Source organism: uncultured Cohaesibacter sp. (assembly GCF_963556055.3).
Lineage (GTDB): Bacteria > Pseudomonadota > Alphaproteobacteria > Rhizobiales > Cohaesibacteraceae > Cohaesibacter.
Genome location: NZ_CAUVYE020000030.1, coordinates 41,892 through 61,553, shown reverse-complemented (window position 1 = coordinate 61,553; position 19,662 = coordinate 41,892). Strand labels below are relative to the sequence as shown.

Annotated in this window: 18 protein-coding genes and 2 tRNA genes; 8 read left to right on the top strand and 12 right to left on the bottom strand. The window is 52.7% G+C overall.

What is annotated here, in order from left to right:
* Nucleotides 1–6: 6 nt before the first annotated feature.
* Nucleotides 7–822: a DUF502 domain-containing protein gene (locus tag ACHZB8_RS18200; protein ID WP_316862404.1), complete on the bottom strand. Its 816-nt coding sequence runs from the start codon at nucleotides 820–822 to the stop codon at nucleotides 7–9.
* Nucleotides 823–1,143: 321 nt separating this feature from the next.
* Between ACHZB8_RS18200 and ACHZB8_RS18195 the strand changes: the two genes are divergently transcribed.
* Nucleotides 1,144–1,524 (top strand): YbaN family protein, encoded by a 381-nt coding sequence (locus tag ACHZB8_RS18195; protein ID WP_316862402.1) that lies wholly within the window; start codon nucleotides 1,144–1,146, stop codon nucleotides 1,522–1,524.
* On the opposite strand, the gene ACHZB8_RS18190 is transcribed toward ACHZB8_RS18195, so the two are convergent.
* From ACHZB8_RS18190 to glmU, 3 genes are all read right to left on the bottom strand, one after another.
* On the bottom strand, nucleotides 1,518–2,090 hold the full coding sequence (locus ACHZB8_RS18190) for a GNAT family protein (protein WP_316862400.1): 573 nt from the start codon (nucleotides 2,088–2,090) through the stop codon (nucleotides 1,518–1,520). The genes ACHZB8_RS18195 and ACHZB8_RS18190 overlap by 7 nt on opposite strands.
* Before the next feature lie 54 nt (nucleotides 2,091–2,144).
* The gene (gene glmS / locus ACHZB8_RS18185) at nucleotides 2,145–3,971 is read right to left on the bottom strand and encodes a glutamine--fructose-6-phosphate transaminase (isomerizing) (RefSeq protein ID WP_316862399.1); all 1,827 of its coding nucleotides are present in this window, start codon (nucleotides 3,969–3,971) and stop codon (nucleotides 2,145–2,147) included.
* Between the two features lie 155 nt (nucleotides 3,972–4,126).
* Entirely contained in the window at nucleotides 4,127–5,470 is a 1,344-nt protein-coding gene (glmU, locus tag ACHZB8_RS18180; RefSeq protein ID WP_316862398.1) for a bifunctional UDP-N-acetylglucosamine diphosphorylase/glucosamine-1-phosphate N-acetyltransferase GlmU, read from the bottom strand.
* A 163-nt stretch (nucleotides 5,471–5,633) separates the two neighbouring features.
* Between glmU and ACHZB8_RS18175 the strand changes: the two genes are divergently transcribed.
* Both ACHZB8_RS18175 and ACHZB8_RS18170 read left to right on the top strand, forming a co-directional pair.
* Entirely contained in the window at nucleotides 5,634–6,725 is a 1,092-nt protein-coding gene (locus tag ACHZB8_RS18175; protein WP_316862396.1) for a hypothetical protein, read from the top strand.
* A gap of 160 nt (nucleotides 6,726–6,885) precedes the next feature.
* The gene (locus tag ACHZB8_RS18170; RefSeq protein WP_316862394.1) at nucleotides 6,886–7,812 is read left to right on the top strand and encodes a DMT family transporter; all 927 of its coding nucleotides are present in this window, start codon (nucleotides 6,886–6,888) and stop codon (nucleotides 7,810–7,812) included.
* Between the two features lie 24 nt (nucleotides 7,813–7,836).
* Here ACHZB8_RS18170 and ACHZB8_RS18165 read toward each other — a convergent pair whose 3' ends face one another.
* Nucleotides 7,837–8,574, bottom strand: a complete 738-nt coding sequence (locus tag ACHZB8_RS18165; protein ID WP_316862392.1) for a cytochrome c biogenesis protein CcdA — start codon at nucleotides 8,572–8,574, stop codon at nucleotides 7,837–7,839.
* Between the two features lie 309 nt (nucleotides 8,575–8,883).
* Between ACHZB8_RS18165 and ACHZB8_RS18160 the strand changes: the two genes are divergently transcribed.
* The 3 genes from ACHZB8_RS18160 to ACHZB8_RS18150 all read left to right on the top strand — a co-directional run bounded on the left by ACHZB8_RS18160 (nucleotide 8,884) and on the right by ACHZB8_RS18150 (nucleotide 10,185).
* Nucleotides 8,884–8,959: transfer RNA gene (locus ACHZB8_RS18160), tRNA-Lys, on the top strand.
* 205 nt (nucleotides 8,960–9,164) lie between these two features.
* Nucleotides 9,165–9,240, top strand: a tRNA-Lys gene (locus ACHZB8_RS18155).
* Between the two features lie 453 nt (nucleotides 9,241–9,693).
* Nucleotides 9,694–10,185, top strand: coding sequence for a DUF4864 domain-containing protein (locus ACHZB8_RS18150; protein ID WP_316862390.1), 492 nt, complete (start codon nucleotides 9,694–9,696; stop codon nucleotides 10,183–10,185).
* 46 nt (nucleotides 10,186–10,231) lie between these two features.
* On the opposite strand, the gene tgt is transcribed toward ACHZB8_RS18150, so the two are convergent.
* From tgt to coaD, 5 genes are all read right to left on the bottom strand, one after another.
* The gene (tgt, locus tag ACHZB8_RS18145; RefSeq protein WP_316862789.1) at nucleotides 10,232–11,392 is read right to left on the bottom strand and encodes a tRNA guanosine(34) transglycosylase Tgt; all 1,161 of its coding nucleotides are present in this window, start codon (nucleotides 11,390–11,392) and stop codon (nucleotides 10,232–10,234) included.
* Nucleotides 11,393–11,467: 75 nt separating this feature from the next.
* Complete coding sequence (gene queA / locus ACHZB8_RS18140; RefSeq protein ID WP_316862388.1) at nucleotides 11,468–12,520, bottom strand: tRNA preQ1(34) S-adenosylmethionine ribosyltransferase-isomerase QueA; 1,053 nt, start codon at nucleotides 12,518–12,520, stop codon at nucleotides 11,468–11,470.
* A 351-nt stretch (nucleotides 12,521–12,871) separates the two neighbouring features.
* Nucleotides 12,872–13,345 (bottom strand): peptidylprolyl isomerase, encoded by a 474-nt coding sequence (locus ACHZB8_RS18135; RefSeq protein WP_316862386.1) that lies wholly within the window; start codon nucleotides 13,343–13,345, stop codon nucleotides 12,872–12,874.
* 84 nt (nucleotides 13,346–13,429) lie between these two features.
* Nucleotides 13,430–13,975 carry a peptidylprolyl isomerase gene (locus tag ACHZB8_RS18130; RefSeq protein ID WP_316862385.1) on the bottom strand — a complete coding sequence of 182 codons (546 nt, stop codon included), beginning with the start codon at nucleotides 13,973–13,975 and terminating at the stop codon, nucleotides 13,430–13,432.
* Nucleotides 13,976–13,986: 11 nt separating this feature from the next.
* On the bottom strand, nucleotides 13,987–14,487 hold the full coding sequence (gene coaD, locus ACHZB8_RS18125) for a pantetheine-phosphate adenylyltransferase (protein ID WP_316862383.1): 501 nt from the start codon (nucleotides 14,485–14,487) through the stop codon (nucleotides 13,987–13,989).
* 162 nt (nucleotides 14,488–14,649) lie between these two features.
* On the opposite strand from coaD, the gene ACHZB8_RS18120 reads away from it, so the two are divergent.
* A complete protein-coding gene (locus ACHZB8_RS18120) occupies nucleotides 14,650–14,940 on the top strand; it encodes a hypothetical protein (RefSeq protein ID WP_316862381.1) in 291 nt (96 codons plus the stop codon).
* Between the two features lie 172 nt (nucleotides 14,941–15,112).
* Here the strand turns inward: ACHZB8_RS18120 and gyrA are convergent, their stop codons facing one another.
* Nucleotides 15,113–17,848 carry a DNA gyrase subunit A gene (gene gyrA, locus ACHZB8_RS18115; RefSeq protein WP_394706226.1) on the bottom strand — a complete coding sequence of 912 codons (2,736 nt, stop codon included), beginning with the start codon at nucleotides 17,846–17,848 and terminating at the stop codon, nucleotides 15,113–15,115.
* Nucleotides 17,849–18,126: 278 nt separating this feature from the next.
* Between gyrA and ACHZB8_RS18110 the strand changes: the two genes are divergently transcribed.
* Entirely contained in the window at nucleotides 18,127–18,759 is a 633-nt protein-coding gene (locus tag ACHZB8_RS18110) for a MarC family protein (RefSeq protein ID WP_316862378.1), read from the top strand.
* An 88-nt stretch (nucleotides 18,760–18,847) separates the two neighbouring features.
* Here ACHZB8_RS18110 and ACHZB8_RS18105 read toward each other — a convergent pair whose 3' ends face one another.
* Entirely contained in the window at nucleotides 18,848–19,372 is a 525-nt protein-coding gene (locus ACHZB8_RS18105) for a peroxiredoxin (RefSeq protein ID WP_316862377.1), read from the bottom strand.
* Between the last annotated feature and the right edge of the window lie 290 nt (nucleotides 19,373–19,662).

Sequence of the window (19,662 nt, the reverse complement as noted above, 5' to 3'; positions counted from 1 at the left end):
GCGATGTCAGTCGACCTTTTCTTCCTGAACCGATTTCTGGGGCTCGCTTGCAGGCTTTTTCCTGCGTCTTTGCGCTTTGGTGGGCTCTAGCTTCTCGATTGCTTTCTGCTTGTCCTCTTCTGAGGCATTTTCAGTAATGAAATCAGGAGATACAAGCCCGGCGGAAATGACGAGTTTGGCCGCGTCCTCAACTCCCATCTTGAGCATGATGACATCATTGCGCGGTACAAAGAGAAGAAAACCGGATGTCGGGTTTGGTGTCGTGGGCAGGAAAACGGAGACATAACCCTCATTGTTGTCGCTGTGCTCGTCGTGCTCCTCAATGCGGTGCGCCACCTCTCCTGTCGTTTCTGTCGCGACGAAGGCCAATGCCCAAAGTCCGCGCCTTGGATATTCAATGACCGCCGCTTTGCGGAAGGTTTGTCCCTTTTGGGAGAGGGCCGTCTCGAAGATCTGCTTGAGAGCCTTGTAGAGGTTGCGTATCAGCGGCATGCGGCCGACCAGAACCTCACCGAATGTCAGCATGGAGCGGCCAACATAGTTGGCGGTTATAAAGCCCAGGATCGTAAGAATGATGATGGAAAAGACCAGCCCGACGCCAGGTACGGAAAAGGGCAGATAGTTGTCGGGATTATAAACCTTCGGGATGTAGGGTTTGACGTTGGAATCTACCCAGCCGATAAAGGCCCATGTGATGTAAAGCGTGATCCCGATCGGGGCCGCGATGACCAGGCCTGTAAGGAAGTAGTTGCGCATGCGTGCGCCAAACTTCAACCGACCGCGGTCGATGGGCCCTTCTTTTTTCTCGTTCTTGTTTGCCATTATCGATAATCCATCACGCGTTTGAACACTGCGCCCCATGACTTTGCGTCACAGAGGTCGCCTGCCAGCCCGATCCTCATATTAAATACTTTCTTTTCACATGTGTGATAAATTCGAGGAATTCCGCGTGTCTCCTGTCAGTTTTGCTCTGCTATTTTTATTATTAAAGATAATGCTTTGGTCTGGCACTTAAAAGGAGAAGAAACGCAATTTTTGCACGAATATTAGGCGGCATTTATTGCAGGATTGAAATGCTGCAATAAATATGAGTAAATTACTCAATTTAAATGATGGAAGGATCGGGCCTCCAGGGAAAAGATCATGCTTGTCTTGAAGAAATCACTGTATCTCTTGTGGGGACTGCTATTGGTTGGTGTCGGTATCGTGGGGGCATTTTTGCCCTTGCTTCCCTCCACCATCTTTTTCATTCTGGCAGCTTATTGCTTTGCCCGATCGTCGCCGCGGCTTGAGCGATGGGTTTTGGAGCACCGGATTTTCGGTCCACCCGTTGTTGCATGGAAAGAACACAGGGCGATTCCCAGAAAGGCAAAATATCTTGCCTTTGCGGGCATGATGTTCGGGTTCGTTTCATTCGTGTTGATGGCAAAACCGGAGATCTGGCTGTTTTTGCTTGTTGCTCTGTTTTTTCTATCCTGCGCCATTTATGTGGGAACGCGTCCGGATGGCGAGGTCCGTCAGTGACCTTCGGTCTTGTCCCTCAAAGCCTGCCACTCTTCGCGAAGAATGCCATAGCTGATGGAGTCATAGTGGTGCCCCTCAAACAAGCGAGCTTTTCTGAAGCAGGCTTCCTGCCTTAGACCGATCTTCTGTGCAAGGGCCATCATTGCCTTGTTACCCGACCAGGTACTGAGGCCAATCCGAACGAGTTCTGGCTTTTGAGCGAGCTGCTTGTCGATCCATAGCGGCAGAGCTGCTCTGCCTATTCCCCTGCCCCAATTGTTATGGTCGAAGATGACGATGCCAATCTCAAGCCAGTTGGTTCGCTGATCTTTCCAATAGAAGGAAACCTCGCCTAGCAACTGATCGCTTTTTGCATCGACAATGAGCTCAAAGTTAAATCCTGGGTCTGGCTTGGTGAGTTCGAACCCGAAATCCATGATCTTCTTGTTCTGGTCCGCTTCTGTTGGCATGCCCATATAGGGGCCGTTCAAACGATGAAAGGCGCGCGACGGAGAAATGAGCGTGCGATAGTTGGTAAGGTCCGCAAATTCGAGGCGACGCAATTTTATAGCATGAACCATAATCATAAAGCCCACCTGCGTTTCACAGGTGAGCTGCTTCTTGTTAAATCTGCCGAAGATTTATTCTACCGTCACGGATTTTGCAAGGTTCCGAGGCTGGTCGACATCGGTCCCCATGAAGTTTGCGGTGTGATAGGCCAGCAATTGAACCGGCATGGAGAAGACGATTGGGGCAATGATCTCCGGCACCGTGGGCATGACGATTTGCTCGCAATTCTCCAGAGCGTTCTTTTTTGCGCCAGACTCGTCCGTGATGAGAATGATGCGTCCGTCACGGGCCGCCACTTCCTGCATGTTCGAGACGGTCTTGTCGTAATAGGCATCATCGGGAGCAATGACGACGACGGGCATGGTTTCGTCGATCAAGGCAATCGGGCCGTGCTTCAATTCGCCTGCGGCATAGCCTTCTGCATGGATATAGGAGATCTCCTTGAGCTTGAGGGCCCCTTCCATTGCCAGTGGATAGTTGGTGCCGCGGCCAAGATACAGCACATGCTTGACCTTGGAGAGATCATGCGCGAGATCGGAGATCTTGTTTGTCTCCCTGAGGGCCTGACGAATGAATTTGGGCAGTTCGCTCAACGCCTTGGTGTATCTCTGTTCTTCTTCTGCGGTGATGGTGCCACGGGCGCGACCGGCGATGATTGCAAGTGACAGCAAAACAGAAAGCTGACAGGTAAAGGCCTTTGTCGAGGCGACACCGATTTCAGGGCCGGCAAGAGTTGGGAAAATCACGTCGCTTTCGCGTGCAATGGTGCTCTCCGACACATTGACGATGGCTGCAACATGCTGGCCGTTTTCCTTGCAGTAACGCAAGGATGCGAGCGTGTCGGCAGTTTCCCCGGATTGGGAAATGAACAGGGCCAGGCCATTGGGTTGCATCGGAATTTCGCGATACCGGAACTCGGATGCAACGTCGATATCAACGGGAATGCGGGCCAGCTTCTCAAACCAGTAACGAGCGACCAAACCGGCATAATAGGCCGTGCCGCAAGCACTCAATGAAATATGGGTCAGTTTGGCAAAGTCGAATGGCAGGGTCCCGTCAAGACGGACCGTGCCATTGGCAAAGTCGACATAACGGGCCAGCGTATGCTGAATGACTTCTGGTTGTTCATGGATTTCCTTTTCCATGAAATGCTTGTAGTTGCCCTTCTCGACGATATTGGCAGAGGCCTGAGCCGTGATGGACTTGCGCTCGACCTGATTGTTGTTCTCGTCAAAGAACATGGCTGACTGTCTTGTCAGGACGACCCAGTCGCCTTCTTCAAGATAGGTCACTTCATCGGTAAAGGGAGCAAGCGCGAAGGAGTCGGAGCCAAGGAACATTTCCCCATCGCCGTGACCAATGGCAAGAGGTGAACCGCGGCGGGCACCGATCATCAGGTCTTCTTCACCGCCAAAGATGATTGCGAGCGAAAAGGCCCCTTCCAGGCGGCCCAGAACAGCAGCAACGGCCTCGACCGGCTTCTTGCCAGTCTGCATTTCGTCATGGATGAGATGAACGACCGTTTCGGTGTCTGTCTCGGTATCGAAAACATGGCCCTTTGCGGTCAGTTCCTCGCGCAACTCGCGAAAATTCTCGATAATGCCGTTATGCACGGCTGCAACATTGCCTGCCTGATGCGGATGTGCGTTGGTTTCGTTTGGAATGCCGTGTGTTGCCCAGCGGGTGTGACCGATTCCGATCGTACCGGAAAGCGGGTTACTGCCGAGCAATCGTTCCAGATTGCGGAGTTTTCCGGGGGCGCGTCTGCGGTCCAGTTTCGAGTTGAAAATGGTTGCGATACCTGCTGAATCGTAACCGCGATATTCAAGACGCTTCAGGGCGTCAACCAATTGGGGCGCAACTTCACTATTTCCAAGAATTCCAACAATGCCACACATAATATTTCTTTCCCAAAGCAATCTGTTTCGAATTAACTATTGACTAACCCACAGGTCCGGATTCGTGAAATCAAATCAGATTGCAGTTTCTAACGCTTTGGACATACTTAAACTGATGGTTTAAGAAACGTCGTTATTAATTTGACTTCTTGCGGCTATTTCTTCTTTTTCTTTTTTTCGCGGAAAAGTGCAGCCCAACCTACTTTTACAAAAGTTTTCGATCGCGTTACTGCCAGGTCATCCTTGCCAACTGGTTTTGTGATCACGCTGCCAGCGCCAATGATGGCTCCGTCTCCAATACTTGCAGGAGCGACCAGCGCAGTGTTCGAGCCGATAAAGGCCCCGGCGCCGATGTCCGTTTTGAACTTGTCAAAACCGTCATAATTGCAGGTGATGGTTCCTGCGCCAATATTGGCTTTGGCACCGACACGCGCATCCCCGATATAGGAGAGATGGTTGACCTTGGCCCCTTCTTCGATATGGGCTTTCTTGATTTCCACAAAGTTGCCGATTTTGGCTCCTTTGTCGATGATGGCTCCGGGGCGCAATCGAGCGTAAGGACCGACGACGCATCCTTCCGCAACGGTTGCTGATTCCAGATAGGAGTTGGCACGGATTTCGACATTGTCGGAGATTTTCACCCCGGGTGCGAAAAACACATTGGGTTCGATGATGACGTCCTGGCCAAGTTCGGTGTCATAGGCGAAGAACACGGTTTCGGGTGCTATGAGTGTGGCGCCATTCGTCATGGCTTCGGCGCGGGCCTGTGACTGGAAGGTGCTTTCGACTTTGGCCAGATGCTGGCGGTTGTTGACGCCCTGCAATTCGGCTTCAGGGGCTTCGATTGCCGTGACCTTTAGGCCTTGCTGTATGGCAATTTCCACCGTATCGGTGAGATAATATTCTCCCTGTGCATTGTTATTGTCGATGGCACCAAGCAGATCGAGCAGTTTGGGACCAGAGAAGCCCATGATGCCGCCGTTGCAGAAATTGACCTTGAACTCTTCCGGGGTGCAGTCTTTGGCCTCGCGAATGGCGATCAGATTTCCGTTTTCTTCAAGCAGGCGTCCATAGGGGTCTGGTTCATTGGAGTAGAAGCCCAACACGACAACGTCGTTGCCCTCGGCCAGTTTCTCGCGCATAGCTGTGAGCGTTTCCGGGCGCAACAAAGGTGTATCGCCGAACAGAACGATCACGTCATCCTTGGCGTCGATCAGATCACTTCTGGCAGCAAGAACTGCGTGGCCCGTTCCGAGTCGTTCGGTTTGAACGTGCGCGGTGACCGCCGGGTGCATGCTTGCCGCTTCCTTATGAACAATGTCCATGTCGGGGCCGATCACAACTGACACATGGTCAACACCCGCCTTTTGAGCGTTGCGAGCCACATGCCCAACCATGGAAAGTCCGGCGATCTTGTGAAGCACCTTGGGTTTTTGAGATTTCATGCGGGTGCCGTGCCCCGCAGCTATGATGATTGCCTGACAGCTGCGTTGTGCCATTGAGAGCCTCCTGAACCCTGGCATTTCTTGTAAAATGTCTTTTGTAGCAATTTTCCTAAGGAACAATTGCGACAGATATACGATGTGATCTTGCGGGAGAAGTAAAAAAATACTTTGCTTAACAATGCGTGAAAAAAAGATTCGCGCAATAAGGAGGCATTGCATGGCCAGGCCAGGCAAGACCATCTTTGATGCAACCATGATGGCCGGGTGGGCGCTTGCGGCAGTGCTCATTGGTCTGGTTGCCTTGACGATGGTTGATGACAAGGAAGACAGCCCCAAAGGCTCCGGCATGGTCGCCATGTCGGACAAGGCTGACACACGTCTGGTCACCGGGTCAATCGATGCCAACAATGCTTCCGGTAATGGAGCCACTCTCCCGGCGGGTTCGACAAGCAAGCTGTTGGCCGAGCAGAACCAGACCTATGACCCCTTTGCAAAAAGATCGGAACAGAATGCTCAGCAATTGCAAGAGCTTGTCACCGAGTTGAAGAGTCTGAAGCGGGAGGTTGACGCATTTCACGTCACGACAAAGAGGTTGAGAGACGAGAATGATCGCCTCAAGCAGCGGCTGGCAAAGATAGAGCTTGGGGGTCCCGGAGATGGATCTGGCGTTCGCGTGGTCGCGCTGCCGCGACAGAATGACAGCCGTAGTCCGTTTATTCTCAACTCCGATGGATCCGGGCAGCTTGTCGATCCGCAGTCAACGGGATCTATTGCGCCAACACCTGAAATCAGTTCATCGCAACAGGGCTTTGATCCTTTCAAAAAGACCGACAACCCGGTGATGCGGACCGAAGAGCAACCCTTCGTTCAGGATGTCACTGTTGCAGAGCTTTCCCAGAGTGTCATGTTGCCCAGAAGCAAACCGGAAGATCTCAAGGACATGGGGGCCGTTGCCGTCGATGCCAATGGTGGGGTGGTGAATCCTCCAAGCGAGCAAGTCGCAGCTCCCTTGATGCCACCAGTTGCAACAAGCCAGACCGCGTTCGGATTGGATATGGGGCCCTTCATATCGCTCACGGACATTCGGATGGCCTGGAGAGAGATATCCGGCTCACAACGTGACCTTGTTGGCGATCTCAAGCCATTGAGCCGCGTGTCACAACGGCCGGACAAACGGCTTGCGATCAACCTCATTTTGGGCCCCATTCAGAATGCGGCCCAAGCGGCAACGCTCTGCGCCAAACTCAAATTTGCCAATTACGATTGCAAGCTGTCGCCCTACCGGGGTGAAGTGCTGGCCATGAACTAGGGCAATCTGCGTTTCTACGGATTATTTTTTGGATTGTGCGCGCAACTCTTTTCGGGCATGGTTTGCTTCGATCTGGACCGGTTCGTATTTGCCATCTTCAAAATGGATTCATGGTCCGATAACTTGCCTTTTCCTTTTTTTCCTGTTTCTGGATCCTGTTTTGTCTCCACGCGTCTTTGCCTATTTGCTTTTTGCCGTTTGTCCCATATTGCTGGCGTCCAACCTCATTTTTGGTGCCGTTGCCGTCGGGACCATTACGCCTTTTACGTTGGCCTTCCTGCGCTGGGGGCTTGCATCCTTGGTCATTCTTCCCTTTGCCTGGACCTCTCTGGTCAGGCACCGCAAGCTCTTCTTGCAGCAATGGAAGCTTATTCTGCTTATCGCTTTTTTGGGGATGGGGATCTGCGGATCTGGCGTTTATATGGCGCTCAGACACTCGTCTGCGACCAACGGGACATTGATCTATGCAACACCTCCCCTGCTCATCGTCGTGCTTGAGTGGGCCTTCCGTGGCCGCAAGATCTCATCAAGAGAGGCAATCGGCATCGTGCTCGGGTTGGCCGGAATTCTGTTCATTGTCAGCAAGGGACATCTGGAAACCCTGCTCTCCATCGAGTTTTCCTTTGGCGATCTGCTGTTCGTGATCGCTGCGTCCAGTTGGGCCGTTTATACCGTTCTGTCGAAAAACTCTGTTTTCAATGCCGTGCCGACAGTTGGCATGTTCACCATTGTCGGCCTGACAGGAGCTGTCATTCAGATTCCGTTCGTGATTTGGGAAAATACCCAATATGTGACGATCACCACCCATGGCAGCCAATGGTTCAGCCTTGCGGCACTGGTGCTGTTTTCATCGGTAGGCGCTTTCCTTGCCTATCAGTATCTTATCAGGAAGCTTGGTCCGGCGACCGCTGGTCTGGTGATGTATTTGCAGCCGCTTGCCGGAGTGATCATGGCTGTTCTGTTTCTTGATGAAGCCTTCAGGTCATTCCACCTTATCGGTCTCATTCTGGTCATGGCGGGCGTGTTGTTGGCAACTTTTCCGGCCAACCTTTTGAAAAGAGGTCGGACAGGCTCGCACGCCGCCTGAGGATTGGATGCGAGCCGCCGCGGCCTATCCGATTGCGCTGAGGCCGGGCAGCATTTCCTGGAGCCAGAATGCCGCATTTTGTACCTGTCCGGTGAGAAACAGGATGCCTGAGATGATCAGAAGTATGCCCATGATCTTCTCAACGGTGCCCATATGCTTGCGGAATTTCTGCATCAAGCCCATAAACTGAGCCGCGAAAATGGCAGCCAGAAGGAAAGGAATACCCAGACCGAGGCTATATGTTGCCAGCAGAATCATGCCGTGTTGCACATTGTCTTCGGTGCTTGCAATCGCGAGAATGGTGGCCAGAACCGGGCCGATGCATGGGGTCCAGCCAAAGGCAAAGGCGAGCCCGATGAGATAAGACCCGATGAGCCCTGCCGGTTTGTTCCTGACATTGAGCCTTGCCTCGCGATAGAGGAAGGAAATGCGGAACAGGCCGAGGAAATGCAGGCCCATGATGATGATGATGGCACCGGCAACGTAGGAAAGCGTTCCTGAATGGCGTTGCAGATATTGCCCGATTGCCGAGGCACCGGCTCCAAGAAGAACAAAAATCGTCGTGAAGCCAAGAACAAAGGCAAGTGCGGCGAAAAAGATGCGCCAGGCTGCCCGACGTTTGTCGCGGGTTCCGACAAATTCGTCCATCGAAACACCAGCGATGAAGCAGAGATAGGGCGGGACCAACGGCAGCACACAGGGGGAGACGAATGAAATGAGACCCGCGATCAAGGCACCGGTCAAGGTAATGTCAAAATTCATTTTTTTCTCCGGGAACAAAGTATAGACAGAGATTTTGTCTTACCTTTGTGTTGGCAAACGTATGCGGTCGGTCTCTTAATACGCTTTCTAAACATTAATTTGTCGAATTGGCTAGTCAAGAACGCAAGTATGACGATAAATTCATTTTGAGAATGGTTTGAAGTCAAATCTCTTTTCCAAATTTGTCTTTCGCTTACCAAATCACTGATTTATGACCTTGATTGAGTTTTCCCACGGAAAATAGATAGAATTGGTTGCGGGTGTTGACTGAGCCGAAAAATGCGTTAAAAAGGCGCTCACCAACGTGATGTGCCCGTAGCTCAGTTGGTAGAGCATCCGACTTTTAATCGGACGGTCGAAGGTTCGAATCCTTCCGGGCATACCATTTTCCCCGACATTCGCTGCAAGGGTCTGGTTCGTTATTGCGATCTTGCTTGTGCGTTTGTTCACGGTTGATGGCTTCTTGGCTCATTGTCGAAGAGCGATTATGGGAGATGACATGTTCCCTTTCCAACGGGGAAGTCAGTTGGCAGGTTTTGAGCCTGAAAGATATATGCGAAGGGTCAGCTTTATTGGCCCACGCGCTTTGAGTGCCCGTAGCTCAGTTGGTAGAGCATCCGACTTTTAATCGGACGGTCGAAGGTTCGAATCCTTCCGGGCATACCATTCCCCCTTCCTGTACCTTCATAAAACTTACCTGGTCTGTCTGGCAGTTCGACGCCTATTTGTGGCCTAAGCTGTCTTGTCGCGAAAAGAGGGTCTTGCCGATATTGCGAGTCTTGTAACGGGCTCAAGACTACGGATGTCTTGCCCATTTAGATCCTCCTTCACGAACCGGATTGTCCGTGAAACACAAGTTATTCACAGTGCTGGCCAACAAGCCGATCTTTCCAATATGACAGTTTAGTGACTTGAATATATTGATATGTGACGCACATATTGCACTATTTTGGTCGATTTCGACATATTTCGAGGAGTGTTAACCGACTTATATAGTTCACATTATTATCACTTGGCGCACAAATTGCGTTATTCTGTTGTGGTGGGCAAGAACCATGGTCCTCTATTTGCGGGGATGAAAAAAGGAGAACGAGAAACCATCACACGGAGAAATTCGCCATGAAACAATTCTGTGTTGCCATCTCGGCAGCAGTCGCCTTGATAGGCTTGTCCGGCTCTGGACTGGCTGAGCCTGCATCTCAGGTTTCCAATCCCTCATTGAGTGTCGAGGCGGGGAATAAGGCCGAGCTTGTTGTGACGCTGGAAGACCGGGACGCGATCCAGGCTGTCGTCAAGATGCATGTTGTCAGTCTGAACCAGTTGCGGGCCGACCTCTTTTCCCAGACGCTGACACAAATGACACAAGGTGCCTTTGATAGCCCGCAAGACCTCCTGGCCTTTTTCGCCGCACACAATATCCCGTTGCTGAATGCCTATTCATTTCGCTTCACAGGGATGAGCCTTGATGGTCCGGTGCCGGTACAGCATGGCTATCTCGTCGACAAGGATGGCGTGGCTTGGAATGTCATGTTTGGCATGCAAAGGATTGGAAAGAGCGAATGGCGCATAACCTCCACTCTCATCGAGCGCGTGCCGGGGCTTTCGACCTGACTTGAATTTAAAAGGCCGAGAAACAGGTTTCCAGGTCAAAAGACCACTATAAGGCGGGCATGTCTCCGCGCTGCCACCCCATCTTGACTTCATGCTTGTGATTTTCAAACCGGCCAAGCTCAATGGCGTCTCGCATGCCCTGCATAAGGGCTTGATAATAGGCGAGATTGTTCCATGTCAGCAGCATGGATCCCAATGCCTCGTTTGACTTGATGAGGTGATAGAGATAGGCGCGGGAATAGTCGCGGGCTGCCGGACAAGGGCTTTCCGGGTCCAACGGACGTGGGTCGTCCTTGTGACGGGCATTCTTGAGATTGATCTTGCCAAATCTCGTATAGGCGAGCCCGTGGCGCCCGGCGCGGGTCGGCATCACGCAGTCAAACATGTCCACGCCGCGGCTAACGGCTTCTATCAGATCGTCCGGTGTGCCAACGCCCATCAGGTAGCGAGGCTTGTTCTCCGGCAACAAGGGGCAGGTAATATCCAGAATGTCGAGCATGACGGCTTGCGGTTCACCCACCGCCAGGCCGCCAATGGAATAGCCCTTGAGGTCCATGGCCTTGAGGGCAAGTGCTGATTCCTCACGCAAACGCGGAACGTCCCCACCCTGCACAATGCCGAACATGGCTTGGCCCGGCCGATTGCCAAACTGTGTTTTGCAGCGCTCTGCCCAGCGCAGGGAAAGCTGCATTGCTTTTTCGATCTCGGCTTCCTCGGCAGGCAATCGGGTGCATTCATCAAGCTGCATTTGGATGTCGGACCCCAGCAGACACTGGATTTCGATCGAGCGTTCCGGCGACATCATGAATTTGGCGCCATCGATGTGGGATTTGAACTCGACGCCCTCTTCACTCATTTTTCGAAGTTGCGCCAGAGACATGACCTGAAATCCGCCAGAGTCCGTCAGGATTGGATAGGGCCAGTTTGCAAATTTGTGCAAGCCCCCAAGGTCTGCCACACGTTCGGCTCCGGGACGCAGCATCAGGTGATAGGTATTGCCCAGAATGACATCTGCCCCGAGGTCCCGCACTTGGCCGGGATACATGAATTTGACTGTTGCCGCCGTGCCGACAGGCATGAAGGCGGGTGTGCGAATGACGCCGCGCGGCATATGGACCTCGCCTCGTCGTGCCTTGCCATCGGTTGCCAGCAAGTTGAAGCCGAACTCGGTATGTGCCGGATTCGGCAAAGGCTGGCCGAGCCCCATGCGATCGCTGTTTGCGGGTGGTGTGGACATATCAGTCTGTGACAGTTCGGTCATATCTTCTTGTCTCCGGCGCGCTCAATCTCGGTTTGGCAGCAGCAGTGAGGAATCTCCGTAGGAGTAGAATCGGTAGCCCCCTTCTATGGCATGGGCATAAGCCGCCTGCATGCGTTCCCGCCCCATCAGGGCTGAGACGAGCATGAAGAGCGTAGATTTGGGCAGGTGAAAGTTGGTCATCAGGCCATCGATTGCCCGAAAAGTATAGCCGGGGGTGATGAAAATGTCCGTGTCACCACAAAAGGGGCGGATTATCCCATCTTTGCCGGTTGCGCTTTCAAGAAGGCGCAGGGACGTGGTCCCGACCGCGATGATCCTGTTGCCTCGCTCGTGTACCGCGTTCAGACTGGTTGCCAACTCAGGTGAGATCTCGCCCCATTCGGAATGCATCTTGTGGTCATCGGTGTCGTCAGCCTTTACCGGCAGGAAGGTCCCTGCCCCGACATGCAGCGTTGCGAAATGACGTTCGATGCCGTGCGCGTCCAGTTTTTCAAACAACCGGTCGGTGAAGTGCAATCCAGCCGTAGGAGCTGCAACAGCGCCTTCTTCGCGGGCATAGATCGTCTGGTAGTCGGCTTTGTCCTTTTCATCCTCAGCGCGTTTTGACGCGATGTAGGGCGGCAAAGGAATATGGCCGACGGTGGCAATCGCTCGGTCAAGTGCCGGGCCGTCGCAATTGAAGCGAAGGCAAACCTCTCCGGCATCGCCTTTTTCTGTTACATCGGCTGAAAAATCGGGGCCGAACTCGATAACATCGCCAAGTTGAATCTTCTTTGCCGGACGGGCAAAAGCGCGCCAGGTGGACAGATCTTCCCGCTTGTGCAGATTGAAGTGAATGCCTGCACGGATGTCACCACGCACGCGATCACCGGACAGTTCGGCGGGAATAACCTTGGTGTCGTTGAATACAAGCGCGTCGCCAGGCTCAAGAAAAGCTGGCAGGTCGAGAACAGAATGATCTTGAAATGGCTCTTCTCCGGGAACAAAGAGAAGCTTTGCCTCGTCACGGGGATTGTGAGGTCGCAAGGCGATACAGTGTTGGGGAAGATCAAAGTCGAAACTGTCGACGCGCATGGTACAAGTCGATTCTTTGTGGGCGTTTGAGGGCGCATCCGGTCCGCTCGATCATCAAGGTGCGTAAGTGCCTGGCAATATCAGATTGCTCGGGATCTTGCCGTTTGATCTCGAAATAAAACTCAAGGGCCGGTGTCGGATTGAACGGCTTCTTATCCCGCATCTGCGGTGAGTTCAACCCGTTTTGTGTCATTCGGCCATGTTTGGCGGCTCGCAATTGCATAAATGGCGTTAGTCGTTTCCGGAGTCAGGGCGAATGCGAGCGGCAAAAAAGAAAGCGACACGCACCACCGAGGAATGCGTGTCGCAAGAAAATGCGTTGAACAATTGCCTTGCGTAAGGCAACTGAGCTTAGAGGTCTGCTGCCACTTTCATGGAAACGATGCTGTCGGGGTCTTTCACGGGTTCGCCGCGTTTGATTTGGTCGACATTTTCCATGCCCTCGATGACATCGCCCCAATAGGTGTATTGATTGTCGAGCCAAGGAGCGGTGTCAAAGCAGATGAAAAACTGACTGTTGGCAGAGTTGGGGTCCATCGCACGGGCCATGGAGCAGGATCCGCGAACATGCTTGGTTGTCGAGAATTCGGCCTTCAGGTTCGGCTTGTCCGAGCCGCCGGTTCCGGTTCCATGAGGGCAGCCAACCTGGGCCATGAAGCCATCAATGACGCGATGGAAGACAATGCCATCGTAAAATCCTTCTCGGGACAGCTCTTTGAGGCGTTCGCAATGAGCTGGTGCCAGGTCAGGGCGCAGAGCAATAACGATTTTGCCTTTGGTGGTTTCCATGACGAGGGTGTTTTCAGGGTCTTTGATATCTGCCAATGGTCTGTTCCTCACAAGTTGATAGCAAGATTTCTTGATCGTGATCTTTAGAGTTCAGGGTTTAACGGAAGCTAAACTCGCTGCTTATTTCGCATCTGTGGCGAGTTGCATCTTGACGATGATGTCGGGATTGAGCGGCGGTTCGCCCGCGTGCAACTGATCGACATATTCCATTCCGGAAATGACCTTGCCCCAAGCTGTGTATTGACCATCAAGCCCGTGCGCATCGGCATACATGATGAAAAACTGGCTATTGGCACTGTTGGGATTTGCCACCCGTGCCATTCCCACGATACCGCGAACATAGGGCTGGCTGGAGAATTCGGCTTTCAAATCAGGCAGATCGGATCCGCCCGTGCCGTTGCCAAGGGGGTCGCCGGTCTGAGCCATGAAGCCCTTGATGACACGGTGGAATTTAATTCCATCGTAAAAACCCTGCTTGGTGAGGGTCTTGATGCGCTCCACATGATTGGGAGCGAGGTCCGGTAGCATCTGAATCACCACGCGGCCATATTGGGTGTCCAGATAAAGGAGATTGTCTTTGTCCTGAGCCTGTGCGGATAACAAAGGTGTTGCAATCAGGGTAAGCAAAAGAATGGCATAGGCAGCTATGCTTCTGATAGACGGCATGATTAATCCTGTCAGCGTACTAGTTTTTCATCGAAGGCGATTTTGACGGCCTCTGGAACAAATGCAGAGATGTCACCACCCAGCATTGCGACTTGACGCACCAAACTGGCAGCAATGTGGCGAACAGCGCCGCTCGATGGCAAATAAATGGTCTGGATCTGGGGTGCGATCGTTTCGTTCATCCCTGCCATCTGCATTTCATAGTCGAAGTCGGTCCCGTCCCGCAGGCCTCGGATCAGAATGGTTGAACCGGTGCGGTTTGCAACGTCAATCACCAGATCATCAAAGGCGACGACCTCAAGCCTGGTGTCTGTTTTCTCGGCGATTGGAGCAATCACCTCATTGATAAGGCGAAATCTTTCATCGGCAGAGAAAAAGGGCTTCTTGCCATGATGCACGCCAATAGCCAGTACCAGCTTGTCCACGAGGTGGCAGGCGCGATGAACGATGTCCAGATGCCCCAGTGTAATGGGGTCAAATGATCCGGGATATATGGCGATTTTGTCTGACATGCTCAAAGTCCTAGCTTTGTTGTCTCTCAATCACAAGACCGAATTGGTCTAACACGGGGCGGAATGAGAATTTTTTGAACCATTTTACGGGTTGGCGCGTCTTCGTGATGTGGGCGCAAGTTCACACAGGATGTTGGAGAAGTGAAAATGAATGGAAAATGAATGACACGCTCAGAGCTCTTTCATCTCAAGATGATTAAAAGAAGCTTAATCGGAAAGCGCTGCTGGCGAGTGATGGGGAAAATGATGATGGCCTATTTCAGACTGACAAAGATCATGGTGGCGACGGGTATTCTTGTTTGCGTCCTGGGACTTGCAATCATTGCGATGAGCGGATCCTCCGCCCTCTCAAGTGGTTATGGCACGGATCTGGCTATTTCAAGTTTGAATTTCTGGGATAATGATTCCGGTCAATGCATCGCCTACAAAGGCTCTCACTCCTGTGTGAACTGATAGGGAGCAGGATCGAAGGATTTTGATGTTTTCTCGATAAACGGGATTTAGGTCCGGATTGCGACAGCATCGAGATGGTCTGATCACTAGCAAAAAAGCAAGAGCCCCGGTTTGGGGCTCTTGCTTTTTTTATGTGTGGAATGGTCTTTCAAAGCGCGTTTGAAAGCCAATTCTACTCGTCGCTGTCAGACGAACTGTCCGGGATAGGCTGATCCGGTGCACCATCCTCAGATGGGCTTTCTCCGGTTTCATCCTCCTCGTCCTGATCTTCTTCAGGGATGCGTTCGACCGAGACGACATGCTCGGCTTCACGGGTTTTGAAGACCGTAACCCCTTGTGTCGAGCGACCGGCAATGCGGATGCCATCGATCGGGCAACGGATGAGCTGGCCACCATCGGTTACCAGCATGATCTGATCCGTTTCCTCAGCCGGGAAACTTGCAATGAGGCGACCGTTTCGCTCATTGACAGCCATGGCAGCAATGCCTTTGCCGCCCCTGCCCGATGTGCGATATTCGAAGGATGATGTCCGTTTGCCATAGCCATTTTCTGAAATGGTGAGAACGAACTGTTCGGCGCCGCCCATTTCGGCGTAGCGTTCAACCGGCAGAGCGGTGACGGGGATATCGGCGGCCAGTTCACTGCTTTCCTCCATGGCCTCGCCATTGAGGGCACGGCGTGCGGCATTGGCCTGACGCAGATATTCGCTTCTCTCATCCGGTGTCGCTTCGAAATGATGCAGGATCGACATGGAGATAACCTTGTCGTCTTCTTCGAGGCGAATACCGCGAACGCCCGTGGAGCCACGGGACTGGAAGACGCGCACGTCTTCAACAGGGAAGCGGATGCACTGGCCCTTGGCGGTGGTCAACATCACGTCATCGGTTGCGCTACAGGTCTCAACGCCAATGATACCGTCGGTTGGATCCCCATCGGGACCTTCCTCGAATTTCATGGCGATCTTGCCGTTGCGGTTGACCAGTTTGAAGTCCGAAAGCTTGTTGCGGCGAACCGAGCCGGAAACCGTTGCAAACATCAAATCCAGCGTATCCCAGCTTTCCTCGTCTTCAGGAAGTGGCAGAATGGACGTGATGATCTCCCCCTGCTGCAATGGCAGAAGATTGATGAGGGCTTTGCCCTTGCCGTGCGGTGCAGAAAGAGGCAGCCGCCAGACTTTCATCTTGTAGGCTATGCCGCGCGACGAGAAGAAGAGCACTGGAGTATGGGTGTTGCCGACGAAGAGACGCGTGACGAAATCCTCGTCCTTGGTCGCCATGCCTGCCCTGCCCTTGCCACCGCGGCGCTGGGCGCGATAGGTGGAAAGCGGAACGCGCTTGATATAACCGGCGTGAGAGAAGGTAACGACCATGTCTTCACGCTGGATCAGATCCTCGTCATCGAAATCGGCTCCACCTTCGACAATCTCGGTCTTGCGCGGAGTCGCGAACTCTTCCTTCAAGGCGAGCATTTCTTCCTTGACGATCGCATAGATCCGCTCACGCGACCGCAGAATATCGAGATAGTCTGCTATCTTTTCGCCCAAGCTGTTGAGCTCATCGCTGACCTCATCGCGACCAAGGGCCGTGAGGCGTTGCAGTCGCAGATCGAGAATGGCACGGGCCTGCTCTTCAGACAGATTATAGGTACCATCGTCATTGAGCTTGTGGCGAGGGTCGTCGATCAGGCTGATCAGAGGGGCGATGTCTTCAGCTGGCCAGCGTCGTTCCATCAATTCGTTGCGGGCTGTTGCCGGATCGGGTGCCTGACGGATGGTCCGGATGACTTCGTCGATATTGGCAACAGCGATGGCCAGACCAACCAGCACATGAGCCCGGTCACGGGCCTTGTTGAGCAGGAACTTGGTGCGACGGCTAACAACTTCTTCGCGAAATGCGTTGAAGGCGACAAGAATGTCGCGCAGGTTCATCAGCTCCGGCTTGCCACCGTTCAGCGCCACCATGTTGCAGCCGAAGGACGTTTGCAACTGACTGAACCGATAAAGCTGATTGAGCACCACATCGGGCACTGCATCCCGTTTCAGCTCGATGACAACGCGCATTCCCTGACGGTCGGACTCGTCGCGGATATCGGAAATGCCTTCAATACGTTTGTCCCGTACTGCCTCGGCAATCTTCTCGATCATGTTGGCCTTGTTCACCTGATAGGGAATCTCGGTGACGATGAGCGCCATGCGGTCCTTGCGGATCTCTTCCACATCGACCCGGCTTCGCATCATGACCGAGCCACGGCCCGTCGCATAGGCGCTGCGAATGCCAGCCCGACCCAGAATGATGCCGCCGGTCGGGAAGTCTGGACCAGGAACGATTTCCATCAGTTCCTCAGGGCTCAAGGTCGGATTTTCGATAAGAGCAACAGAGGCATCGATGACTTCGCCCAGATTGTGCGGTGGAATGTTGGTGGCCATGCCGACGGCAATGCCGCCAGCACCGTTCACCAGCAAGTCAGGGAATTTTGCAGGCAGAACGGCAGGTTCCCGCTCGGAGCCGTCATAGTTGTCGAGGAAGTCGACGGTGTCCTTGTCGAGGTCGTCCAACAGCGTGTTGGCAACTTTCTCAAGGCGACATTCCGTATAACGCATGGCCGCGGCGCTGTCGCCATCGACCGAACCAAAGTTCCCCTGCCCCTCGATGAGCGGCAAGCGCAGCGAGAAATCCTGCGTCATGCGCACCAAGGCATCATAGATCGCGCTGTCACCATGAGGGTGATATTTACCCATGACGTCACCGACGACGCGGGCTGACTTGCGATAGGGCTTGTTCCACTCGTAGCCATTCTCGTGCATCGAATAGAGAATGCGGCGATGGACCGGTTTGAGCCCGTCTCGAACATCAGGCAGCGCACGGCTTACGATCACGCTCATGGCGTAATCGAGGTAGCTGCGCTTCATTTCTTCCGTGATGGAAACGGGTTTTATGTCACTCGGGCTTGCGCCTGGAATTGTATCTTGATTGTCTGTCAAAGGAGTATCTCGAATCCCTGTCAAAAGGTAATTCTGTATAGCGGATTTAACGGCTCGCAGCAAAGTTTTGCTATGGGCCTGTGCGCAAAATCATGCATCTGACAAAGCTTTTTTGTGAAAGATCGGATTTTGTGTCGGATGACGGCTTGATTGCGTCGGAATGCGTGTAATATCGCATTCTGCATTTTTTAGGAAGGGTTTTGTTTATGTTGCCGATCGATGTGCTGCTGAATGCTTTCGCAACTCTTTTCGTTACCATTGATCCAATAGGACTGGCGCCAATTTTCCTTGCGATTACCGCGGGTGCATCCAAGCAGGAGCGGATCAAGATCGGTATTCGTGCTGTCATTGCGGCAACGGGCATCCTGTTGACGTTTGGCCTGATTGGTCAGTCGATCTTGCAGATTCTGGGAATTTCGATCCCGGCCTTTCGTATCGCTGGCGGTTTGCTGCTGTTTGCCATTGCCTTTGAAATGGTGTTCGAGAAGCGTGAGAAGCGCAAGTCACAGTCGGCAGAGCAGGTCATGAGTGATGACGAGATGCATGACATCGCCATATTTCCCCTCGCCATTCCGCTCATTTCAGGTCCGGGAGCCATTTCTGCGGTGTTGCTGCTTACCTCGCAAAGCACGGGATGGATCGGTCATATCTCCATTTTGGCGATTGTTGCCGTTGTCCTGCTGCTGGTTCTTGTTACCTTCGTGATTTCCGGTTGGGTCGACAAGATGCTTGGAGACAATGGCCGCAACATCCTCACCCGCCTTCTCGGCGTTCTGCTGGCTGCGCTTTCTGTGCAGTTTATTGCAGATGGAGTGAAGGCCGTGATTGCCGGGGGGTGAGATTGTTTCAAATCCCGACGCAAAAACGGCAGCCCATTGTGAGCTGCCGTTTTTAAAATGATCAAAGCTGTGTAGGGTGCAAGGCGTATCAGCTTGCGAGAGCTTTGAGAATATTCTGTGGAGCGGAAACGCCATACGGGTCGGATTCGCAAAGGTCGGAGAAGCCTTCTTCTTCGAACCATTTCTCGACGACACCGTCCTTGATGACTGCGGCATAGCGCCATGAGCGCATGCCAAAGCCGATATTGTCCTTGTTTACGAGCATGCCCATCTTGCGGGTAAACTCACCGGAGCCGTCCGGGATGACCTTGACATTTTCAAGCTTCTGGCCTTTTGCCCAGGCGTTCATGACGAAAGAGTCGTTGACTGCCATGCAGTAGATTTCATCGATGCCGAGTTCTTTGAATTTGTCAGCGAGCTTTTCAAAATCAGGCAGTTGGAAGGTAGAACAGGTCGGTGTGAAGGCTCCTGGAAGAGAGAACAGGATAACGCGTTTGCCCTTGAAATAATCGTCGGAAGTCATGTCCTGCCAACGGAACGGATTGTCGCCGCCGATGGCTTCATCGCGGACACGCGTGTGAAATGTAACGCTCGGAACTTTTTTACCGTTCATGATGGTCTCCTAATTCTTTTTTGAACGAAATGGTCCTAAAAACCGTTGGCGCAAGTCTACTTTTTTGGACACGGATTTAAAGGTAAAAGTTTAGAATTATTATGAAGTAATGTCAGCCATGCACAAAATTGTTGATATCTTGGGATTCGTGAGGTGCATGCAGACGGCTGTCTGAAGCGCTTATCGTCTTCAATGTGACTGATTTTTTTGGGGTCCAAATCAACGGGCTGGTTGACGTTTGCATGACGCGATCCCTTCTTTTGGTAGCAGGTTTACTGCCGCATTGGCCG

What these genes read in the sequence shown, in the direction of transcription:
- ACHZB8_RS18200 (WP_316862404.1), bottom strand. Translation starts at nt 822, where the DNA reads ATGGCAAACAAGAACGAGAAAAAAGAAGGGCCCATCGACCGCGGTCGG.
- ACHZB8_RS18195 (WP_316862402.1), top strand. Translation starts at nt 1,144, where the DNA reads ATGCTTGTCTTGAAGAAATCACTGTATCTCTTGTGGGGACTGCTATTG.
- ACHZB8_RS18190 (WP_316862400.1), bottom strand. Translation starts at nt 2,090, where the DNA reads ATGATTATGGTTCATGCTATAAAATTGCGTCGCCTCGAATTTGCGGAC.
- glmS (WP_316862399.1), bottom strand. Translation starts at nt 3,971, where the DNA reads ATGTGTGGCATTGTTGGAATTCTTGGAAATAGTGAAGTTGCGCCCCAA.
- glmU (WP_316862398.1), bottom strand. Translation starts at nt 5,470, where the DNA reads ATGGCACAACGCAGCTGTCAGGCAATCATCATAGCTGCGGGGCACGGC.
- ACHZB8_RS18175 (WP_316862396.1), top strand. Translation starts at nt 5,634, where the DNA reads ATGGCCAGGCCAGGCAAGACCATCTTTGATGCAACCATGATGGCCGGG.
- ACHZB8_RS18165 (WP_316862392.1), bottom strand. Translation starts at nt 8,574, where the DNA reads ATGAATTTTGACATTACCTTGACCGGTGCCTTGATCGCGGGTCTCATT.
- ACHZB8_RS18150 (WP_316862390.1), top strand. Translation starts at nt 9,694, where the DNA reads ATGAAACAATTCTGTGTTGCCATCTCGGCAGCAGTCGCCTTGATAGGC.
- tgt (WP_316862789.1), bottom strand. Translation starts at nt 11,392, where the DNA reads ATGGGGCTCGGCCAGCCTTTGCCGAATCCGGCACATACCGAGTTCGGC.
- queA (WP_316862388.1), bottom strand. Translation starts at nt 12,520, where the DNA reads ATGCGCGTCGACAGTTTCGACTTTGATCTTCCCCAACACTGTATCGCC.
- ACHZB8_RS18130 (WP_316862385.1), bottom strand. Translation starts at nt 13,975, where the DNA reads ATGCCGTCTATCAGAAGCATAGCTGCCTATGCCATTCTTTTGCTTACC.
- coaD (WP_316862383.1), bottom strand. Translation starts at nt 14,487, where the DNA reads ATGTCAGACAAAATCGCCATATATCCCGGATCATTTGACCCCATTACA.
- ACHZB8_RS18120 (WP_316862381.1), top strand. Translation starts at nt 14,650, where the DNA reads ATGACACGCTCAGAGCTCTTTCATCTCAAGATGATTAAAAGAAGCTTA.
- gyrA (WP_394706226.1), bottom strand. Translation starts at nt 17,848, where the DNA reads ATGAAGCGCAGCTACCTCGATTACGCCATGAGCGTGATCGTAAGCCGT.
- ACHZB8_RS18110 (WP_316862378.1), top strand. Translation starts at nt 18,127, where the DNA reads ATGTTGCCGATCGATGTGCTGCTGAATGCTTTCGCAACTCTTTTCGTT.
- ACHZB8_RS18105 (WP_316862377.1), bottom strand. Translation starts at nt 19,372, where the DNA reads ATGAACGGTAAAAAAGTTCCGAGCGTTACATTTCACACGCGTGTCCGC.